Origin of the sequence: Persicitalea sp., assembly GCF_041751555.1 — a bacterium.
Classification (GTDB): Bacteria; Bacteroidota; Bacteroidia; order Cytophagales; family Spirosomataceae; genus Persicitalea.
The window spans coordinates 1-7,578 of sequence record NZ_JBGSXF010000471.1; the positions used below are offsets into that span (position 1 = coordinate 1).

Consider the following 7,578-nt stretch of genomic DNA (forward strand, 5'->3'; position numbering starts at 1 on the left):
ATGAAAAACACCAACAACTACGCCAAATACTCCGGCCTGGCATTTCAGATGCTGGGAACCATCGTGCTGTTCACCTACGGCGGCTACAAGCTGGATGAATGGCAACAGAACAAGATTCCGGTTTGGACGCTGGTGTTGTCGCTGCTCTCCATTGCCGGATCGTTATACCTCTTCATTCGTTCAGTCACGAAAGAGTGAATCGCTCTGGCCGTTTTGATGCGAAAGCCTTACCTTTGCACCCGCAAAAATACGGGCGGATGCGTCCGCAAGCTATGCTTCGCAGTTTGCTACTAACTTTACTTCTTGGAATTGTATTTTTCTTAGTCGAGCGTTCCGGCTATGGTTTCTACGTACATCCCTGGATTAACTATATGCTACTCTTCTTTCTGGCGATTTCTTTTTTAATCCATCGCCTCATGGAGTTCGGTTTCAAGAACAAAAGGGACAAATTCGTAGAATTTTACCTATCGACGGTGGTGGCGCGACTCATATTATGCATTGCTTTCGTAGCTGTTGCTTTATATCTGGGTATCGGAAATGCTCCGATCTTCGTCGCCAACTTTTTTGCACTCTATTTATTTTTTACCGCTTTTGAAATATACGGTTTATATCGTACCTTGCGCCGCGATTCGTGATCTGAGCGTACTTTTAGTTTCTATGTCAACACCCATACGTCGTTTTTTAACCCTTGCCTTCGCAACGGCCTTCCTGATTTCCAACCCTTTGCGGAGTTTTGCCCAAACCGACCACGAGAGTGTGGCCGAAGAAGTCAACGCCGCCGAGCATGATCTCGAACATCGGCTGGCAGAGAATGAGGAAGACTTTGACATCGGCGAAATGATTATGCACCACATTGCCGACTCCCACGAATGGGAATTCGCTCACGGTGTCGTGCTACCGCTTCCCGTAATCCTCTATTCGCCCGACCGCGGTTTAGAAGCGTTCATGTCTTCCAAATTTCACAACAATAATCACGAGTACCAGGGTTACCATTTAATTCACGGTGACTCAGAGAAAATCGTACCCGAAGACGAGAGTCGCACGGTTTACGACCTTTCGATTACAAAGAATGTGGCCTCAATGCTCCTGAGCGCCATCATTCTGGTGTTGATTTTCGGTAGCGTAGCAAGTGCTTACAATAATCGTAAGGGCAAAGCCCCGCGTGGCTTCCAATCGGCGATGGAGGTACTGATTCTTTTCATCCGCGACGAAGTGGTGAAACCCAATATCGGCCCCAACTACCAGAAGTACCTGCCGTATCTTCTAACGCTGTTCTTCTTTATTTTGGTCAATAATCTGCTGGGACTGCTTCCCGGTGCTGCCAACGTGACGGGCAACATTGCCGTTACGATGACGCTGGCCGTGATTACGTTCCTGATCGTCCATTTCAGCTCTAACAAACATTATTGGCTGCACTTAGTGAAGCCTACGGGCGTACCGCTCGCCCTGCTACCCATCATGATTCCGGTTGAGATCGTAGGCGTGTTCATGAAGCCCTTCTCACTGATGATCCGACTTTTCGCCAACATGACGGCAGGACACATTATCCTACTAAGCTTGTTCGGACTGATCTTTATCTTCAAAAGCATTTTCGTTGCGCCCGTCGTGTCGGCCTTTGCGTTATTTATGAACTTTATCGAGATCATGGTAGCCTTCATTCAGGCGTTCATCTTCACGTTGCTATCGGCGATGTACATCGGCAGTGCTATTGAGGATAATCATGAGCCTGACCACGGCATGTAGTAGTTAGTTGACAGTTGAAAATGCCATTTTTGCTATAACATACTGTTAAAGACCTAATCAAGCATTTCTTTTTTCAATTTTTCTATATATAAACAATTCAATTTATGTTACTCCAAATTTTGCTTCAAGTTGCTGAACAGAGTGGTGCAGGTCTAGCTGTCATGGGTGCCGGTATCGGTGCTGGTTTAGCTGCAATCGGCGCTGGTGTGGGCATTGGTCGCATTGGTGGCAGCGCAATGGAAGGCATCGCCCGTCAGCCCGAAGCGGCTGGTCGTATTCAGACCGCGATGCTTATCATCGCCGCTCTGATCGAGGCTGTGGCCCTTTTCGCCGCTGTAATTTGTCTGCTGATCTCCTTCAAGCTGTAGTAGATGTGGTACGGGCCGCCCCGCGACGCTTCGGCATCTTGCCCGTTTTCTACATCGCTAGTCTGATAAAGAACAAGCAAAGTACAACGAACCGCTTACTTCCCCACGCATTAGGCCGCCGGAACAGGTTCAAAAAAACATCCCCGCAGGAGCATTAGGCTCCTGCGGATTTTTGAAAAAAGATTGAAATTCAGTTTTTTAAAATTCTACCATCGGGCGAACACCTAGGTTCTCCCCCACGAGTGTAAAGAAATGGAATTACTTACCCCCGCCATCGGCTTGATTTTCTGGATGCTAGTTGTATTTCTACTCCTAGTATGGATATTGCGTGCCTTCGCTTGGAAACCTATCATCAACGGTCTGAATGACCGTGAAAGGGAAATTCAAGGTGCTCTCGATATGGCCGAGCAAACCAAGGCTGAGATGGCTAAGTTGAAGGCCGACAATGCTAACATGGTCGCCGAAGCGAATGCCGCCCGCGATAAGATTATCCGCGAAGCGAAGGAAGCTTCTGATCGCATGGTGTTGGAAGCCAAAGACAAAGCTATTGCCGAAGGCCAGAAAATGATCGACAACGCCCGCGAAACTATCCAGAACGAGCAACACGCCGCCATCGCCAAAATGAAGGAAGAAGTGGCTACCCTCTCGCTCCAAATTGCCGAAAAGGTACTTCACCGTGAACTAAAAGATAAATCCGCACAGGAAAAACTAATCGCTGATTTGGCCTCAAGTGCCCGTCTCAATTAAGTAAATCAATTTGGTTTGCATTCTGAACGTACTCTCAACTCTCCACCAAATAAATGTCTGTAGGAACCGTAGCCTCCCGATACGCCAAGTCGCTCATCGAATTGGCCGAGGAAAAAAAAGTGGTAGAAACCGTGTATCAGGACATGCTTCTGTTCCGCGATACTGCTAAGGCTAACCGCGGCCTGATGCTGGCGCTGAAAAGCCCGGTCGTGCGCCACGAAAAGAAATTGGGAATTCTGAAAGCGATTTTCAAAGAAAGGGTAAGCCCTGTTTCCTATACTATCTTCGAAATCATCACCCGCAAAAATCGGGAAGCCATCCTGGACGAAGTGGCGAATGAGTTTATTGTGCAGTACAACACCTACAAAGGCATTCAGAAAGCCACAATCACGACTACGATTCCTCTCAACGCCGAGCTGAGCAAACAATTCAATAAGATTGTAGCCGACGCGACGGGCAAATCAGTGGAATTGGAAGAGAAAGTGGACGAAAAACTCATTGGTGGTTACGTACTGCGTGTGGGAGACCGCCAAATCGACGCTTCGTTGAAAAGCCGTCTAAACGAATTGAAGCTGGAATTGCTAGATTAAAGATTTTACTTTTTATCTGAATAGTTTGAAAGACTTCGCTGCTTTGCGGTGAAGTCTTTTTTTGTTGGTAGTTTGCTGAGCGATCGCTATTTTTCAAAGCTTGAAGTGTCAGCAATGAATATTTTAGAAGAAACGCGTAAGGTCGATATTGTACAAGTCGTGCAGGGTTTGGGATTGAAAATCCACGAGCATCGGAAAATACTTTGTCCTTTCCACGAAGAGAAAACGCCCTCCCTTTATCTCTATCCCAACACCAATACCTACTATTGTTTCGGCTGTGGCAAGCACGGCGATGTGATCCATTTCTACGCGGGTTTCTGCCAATTGGAATACAAAAAAGCCATGCATGAACTGGCTTTCCACTACGTACCGGGCTACATCAGGCGAGCGGCCCCGCCGCTGCGAGAATTGGCCCCAAGACCCGAAATTCCCGCCGATAATCTGCCGGATACCAAGGAATACGAATACCACGAAGTACACACGGAGATTTACGAAACCTTCAAGGAATACTGCGAATCGCAGGGCGAAACGGAGATTTCGCAGCAGGGAAATGCGTACCTGAAAGAACGCGGCTTTACTGTCTACACGCTGCGGAACTTCGGAATCTTTGTGGTGAAGGACTACCACAACGTCAACCACTACATGCGGACACGATTTGCGGCGGCGGATCTGCGCGAGTGCGGGCTGTACAACGAAAAGGATAATCTGGTTTTCTACAAACACCCAATCGTTATTCCCTATCATCAAAAGGAGCGAATCGTATTTCTGCAAGGTCGGATTATTGGCACCCCTATGGACCGCACACCCCGCTATCAATTTTTGAGCGGTATACCAATTCCACTGTTTAATAGCGACCTCTTGCCCAAAATAAAGACAGGAAAGGTTGTGTACTTAACCGAAGGCGCCTTCGACTGCATCACGCTGGTGCAGCAGGGGATGCCCGCCGTGAGCCTGGGTAGCGTGACGATGTTTAAGAAAGAATGGGCCAAACTTTTCCGGCGGTTCGAAGTGTGCTTCTGGTTCGACAACGACGATGCCGGCCAAGCCGCCAAGCAATCCTACCACGAAATTTTCCACCGAGCGGGCCTTAGTACCCACGATCGGGAGGTAAAGGAAGGATTTAAGGATGTGAACGAGTATTTTACAAAACGAGACAGAGGTAGTTTGTGAGTTTATCAGAAAACTAGTTTTGTCTCACACCTATTCATAAACTCAATACTCCCATTTCGCCGAACCGTCCAGCGGTTGCCAATCATATTTAGGTTCGTAGTAATTCCAGATTAAGCGGGAGATGGTGCGCAGGAGTACTCGGCCTTCGTTGTCGGGCTGCCAGCGGTCATCGGTTTGATTTTTGGTAGTGATGCAGAAGACGTACTCGCCATGTGGCGCGTGGACCAGTACCACCTCTGACTTGGCCCGATTAACCGCACCATTCTTGGCAATGACCTGAATAGTAGGCGGGATCTGGGACAAAGCATCCGCGTCCCAGAATTGCCGCCCCAGCAGGCGATACATTCGCTCGCTCACGTCGGGACTGATGACCCTTCCGGCGCGGATCATAGCGACGAGTTCAGCCATTTCACGCGGAGTAGTTTGCCCCCAGCCGTAGGTTTTCTGCGCTTCCTGCCGGTCAGGCGTCCGCGAGTTAACACGAGTGTTTTCAAAACCGTGTCCAGCCATCCACGCATTAATTTCCTTTCCACCGCCCGCCAGAGCTTGCATCCACAGGCTTCCGGTGTTGTCCGAGAGCGCTTCCATGAGCATCAGCACGTAAGGCAGCGGAATCTGCGCGCTGTCGCGCAGGGAACCGACTACGCCGTCGTCATAGTGAAGTGAATCGTGGTAGGTCAGAACTTGATCGTATTGGAGTCTGCCTCTGTGTAGCTTATCGAAAACGCCACAGAGGATTGGTACTTTCACCATACTGGCAGTAGGAAAAACTGTGTCCGCCTTGATTTCGACGGTGCGGTTCGTGCGCAGGTTTCGGACGTAAACACCCACGTCACCCTGAAAGCCTTCCAACGCGGCAGCAATTTTTTGGGTCAAAACCTTATCGGTGCGGGTGCCTTCAATTTTTATTGGCTGGGCGGAAAGAACACCCATGTTCAGCAAAGTCAATAACAGCAGAAATGGGCGTCTTTTCATAAGAATTCAATAGTCTTTTTGGCAAAGTTTATCACAGCCGAACATACATCCAAACCATAAAAAAAGCGCGGACTACCATCATATCCGATAGCTACCCGCGCTTTTCAACTAATCTCAATACTTATCTTTCACCCATTCTGGTTTTACTAACAATCACTGGCACACAAATATTGACCGGGCAGCAATCGACAACCGCCGAATCTGAAACCGTGCATGTTTTCCCGTCTTTAGTTGCCGAATAGACAACTTTGTATTCACCTACTACCGACACCGTAGGATTCTGAGAATCGCTGGTAAAGCCACCGGGGCCAGTCCAATTGTACGAAGAAATCACGCCCTCGGCCGGAGTGCCTATCGCAGATAATTGCCCTGATGTGATTGGACAAGAGAACGAGCCTCCCATCGCCATAACTTTCGGCTTTATGACATTGACCTGGTACTTCACGAAACCTTTGCAATTCGGAGAAGCGTATTTAAAACAGGCGTAAACGTAATATGTCTTGATACCACCGTCCACAGCCGGAAAATTATCGGAAGACGCCGAGGCGAAGCCACCCGAGGGCTTAGCGGCAACAAGATGGGTTTTACCATTTCCGGTGGCGGTGTAGGGGTCGCTCACTTCGGAGTCGAAGCGCACCCAGCCTATTTCCACCGGAGGTGGTGGGTCTGTTTCCACCAAGAATGTGACATTTTCTCCCTCGCAAATAGATTTTGGATCAGCGGGATCAGGGTTCGTGATCGTCAGGCAGCACTCCGTCTCGTCTGCTGCAATAGTAATGCTACTCGATGCTGTGCAGTGATTGGAATTGTACTTTACTACCACTTTATAAGTCCCGGCTACAGAAGTAGAGAATGAAGCCGCATTCCCGGGATCAGTCGCGCCATTTGGGATGAACCAATCGTAATTGGCACCTTCATCGGGTGTGACCGATGCTACAATCATTACCGATGTTTTGGAGCAGTTGATATCTCCATCCTTGATTATCGAAATAGAAGGTGGCTGGTCACAGTCCGTCGATTTACACGCCACTTTAACATGAGCGGTCAAGAGTGGCAACGTGCCGCTAGACGTATAGGTGACGCCTTCGTAAACTACCTTGACGTCAATTTCGCTGCCACTGGGTAGTGAGTTGGCACTATACTTGCCCTTATCGTCCGTGATGGCGGTCTTGATTAGGTCATCGGTATTTTTTCTGAATACTTTAACCTCCAAATCCGCTACAAGCAATCCCTCGCCATCGTCGTAGCTACCGTTGTGGTTATTATCGCAATACACAAAGCCACCTACCTCCGTAGCCGAAGCCTGATGATATACAAGTACTACTAATCCCAGTACAAGGGAAACTATCCTAAATAGGGGAATTAAGCGGGGGTTTGATTTCTCAATTTTGCTCATTTTACCAGTCGATTTGGCATTTTTGGCCCTGTAAATCAAGGGGAGAATGTTTTCCATTCTTAGTGCGTAGTAACGGTGAATAGTTATTATTGCCGGATAGATTTACAACTACCAAGATATTTTTTGAAATGAACACAATGTAAAAAAAATACTGTTACGAATGAACAAATATGACTTTTAACGATTCTTTTGGCGCTCAGTCTAGCCAAGCTTTGTGCCAAAAATAAAGCCCAAATACAACCGAGAATTTACTCTCAGACGAATGTCAGGCTTGAAATGCGCCACAGAAGTACATTGCTTGATCGGATGAAAACATATAGTTGAAGTTATTCAGTCTTCATCCAAAAGATCAGGTCTCTTTTTGCGGGTACTTGCCAGCGACTCCTGCATTCGCCATTGTTCTATCTTTGCTTCGTGTCCCGACAAAAGCACATCTGGTACATTAATTCCTTCAAATTCAGCGGGTCGGGTATAGACGGGCGGGGCCAGTAGGTCGTCCTGAAAAGAGTCTGTAAGGGCAGAGGTCTCGTCATTCAATACCCCAGGAATGAGCCGAATAATGGCGTCGGCCAGCACCGCCGCTGCCAAT

9 protein-coding genes and 1 pseudogene are annotated in these 7,578 nt (G+C 48.1%); 7 read left to right on the forward strand and 3 right to left on the reverse strand.

The features are described 5' to 3' along the window. The 7 genes from ACEW8P_RS16530 to ACEW8P_RS16560 all read left to right on the forward strand — a co-directional run bounded on the left by ACEW8P_RS16530 (window position 1) and on the right by ACEW8P_RS16560 (window position 4,618). Complete coding sequence (locus ACEW8P_RS16530) at window positions 1-198, forward strand: AtpZ/AtpI family protein (RefSeq protein ID WP_373514180.1); 198 nt, start codon at window positions 1-3, stop codon at window positions 196-198. Further along, complete coding sequence (locus ACEW8P_RS16535; RefSeq protein ID WP_373514181.1) at window positions 195-635, forward strand: hypothetical protein; 441 nt, start codon at window positions 195-197, stop codon at window positions 633-635. Before ACEW8P_RS16530 ends, ACEW8P_RS16535 begins: the two co-directional genes overlap by 4 nt. Window positions 636-657: 22 nt before the next feature. Further along, window positions 658-1,743 (forward strand): F0F1 ATP synthase subunit A, encoded by a 1,086-nt coding sequence (gene atpB, locus ACEW8P_RS16540; RefSeq protein WP_373514182.1) that lies wholly within the window; start codon window positions 658-660, stop codon window positions 1,741-1,743. A gap of 104 nt (window positions 1,744-1,847) precedes the next feature. Continuing rightward, a complete protein-coding gene (gene atpE / locus ACEW8P_RS16545) occupies window positions 1,848-2,111 on the forward strand; it encodes an ATP synthase F0 subunit C (protein WP_373514183.1) in 264 nt (87 codons plus the stop codon). A 252-nt stretch (window positions 2,112-2,363) separates the two neighbouring features. Continuing rightward, entirely contained in the window at window positions 2,364-2,858 is a 495-nt protein-coding gene (gene atpF, locus ACEW8P_RS16550; protein ID WP_373514184.1) for a F0F1 ATP synthase subunit B, read from the forward strand. A 53-nt stretch (window positions 2,859-2,911) separates the two neighbouring features. Next, entirely contained in the window at window positions 2,912-3,448 is a 537-nt protein-coding gene (gene atpH, locus ACEW8P_RS16555; protein ID WP_373514185.1) for an ATP synthase F1 subunit delta, read from the forward strand. Window positions 3,449-3,562: 114 nt separating this feature from the next. After that, window positions 3,563-4,618 carry a CHC2 zinc finger domain-containing protein gene (locus ACEW8P_RS16560; protein ID WP_373514186.1) on the forward strand — a complete coding sequence of 352 codons (1,056 nt, stop codon included), beginning with the start codon at window positions 3,563-3,565 and terminating at the stop codon, window positions 4,616-4,618. A gap of 42 nt (window positions 4,619-4,660) precedes the next feature. Here ACEW8P_RS16560 and ACEW8P_RS16565 read toward each other — a convergent pair whose 3' ends face one another. The 3 genes and pseudogenes from ACEW8P_RS16565 to ACEW8P_RS16575 all read right to left on the reverse strand — a co-directional run. Beyond that, window positions 4,661-5,593 carry a serine hydrolase gene (locus ACEW8P_RS16565; RefSeq protein ID WP_373514187.1) on the reverse strand — a complete coding sequence of 311 codons (933 nt, stop codon included), beginning with the start codon at window positions 5,591-5,593 and terminating at the stop codon, window positions 4,661-4,663. A gap of 121 nt (window positions 5,594-5,714) precedes the next feature. After that, entirely contained in the window at window positions 5,715-7,046 is a 1,332-nt protein-coding gene (locus ACEW8P_RS16570; protein WP_373514188.1) for an SdrD B-like domain-containing protein, read from the reverse strand. 273 nt (window positions 7,047-7,319) lie between these two features. After that, window positions 7,320-7,578: pseudogene (locus ACEW8P_RS16575) on the reverse strand (tRNA (guanosine(37)-N1)-methyltransferase TrmD); the annotation flags it as partial.

Coding starts and splice junctions, on each gene's coding strand:
- atpE (WP_373514183.1), top strand. CDS start 1,848: ATGTTACTCCAAATTTTGCTTCAAGTTGCTGAACAGAGTGGTGCAGGT.
- ACEW8P_RS16530 (WP_373514180.1), top strand. CDS start 1: ATGAAAAACACCAACAACTACGCCAAATACTCCGGCCTGGCATTTCAG.
- ACEW8P_RS16560 (WP_373514186.1), top strand. CDS start 3,563: ATGAATATTTTAGAAGAAACGCGTAAGGTCGATATTGTACAAGTCGTG.
- atpF (WP_373514184.1), top strand. CDS start 2,364: ATGGAATTACTTACCCCCGCCATCGGCTTGATTTTCTGGATGCTAGTT.
- ACEW8P_RS16570 (WP_373514188.1), bottom strand. CDS start 7,046: ATGGAAAACATTCTCCCCTTGATTTACAGGGCCAAAAATGCCAAATCG.
- atpB (WP_373514182.1), top strand. CDS start 658: ATGTCAACACCCATACGTCGTTTTTTAACCCTTGCCTTCGCAACGGCC.
- ACEW8P_RS16565 (WP_373514187.1), bottom strand. CDS start 5,593: ATGAAAAGACGCCCATTTCTGCTGTTATTGACTTTGCTGAACATGGGT.
- atpH (WP_373514185.1), top strand. CDS start 2,912: ATGTCTGTAGGAACCGTAGCCTCCCGATACGCCAAGTCGCTCATCGAA.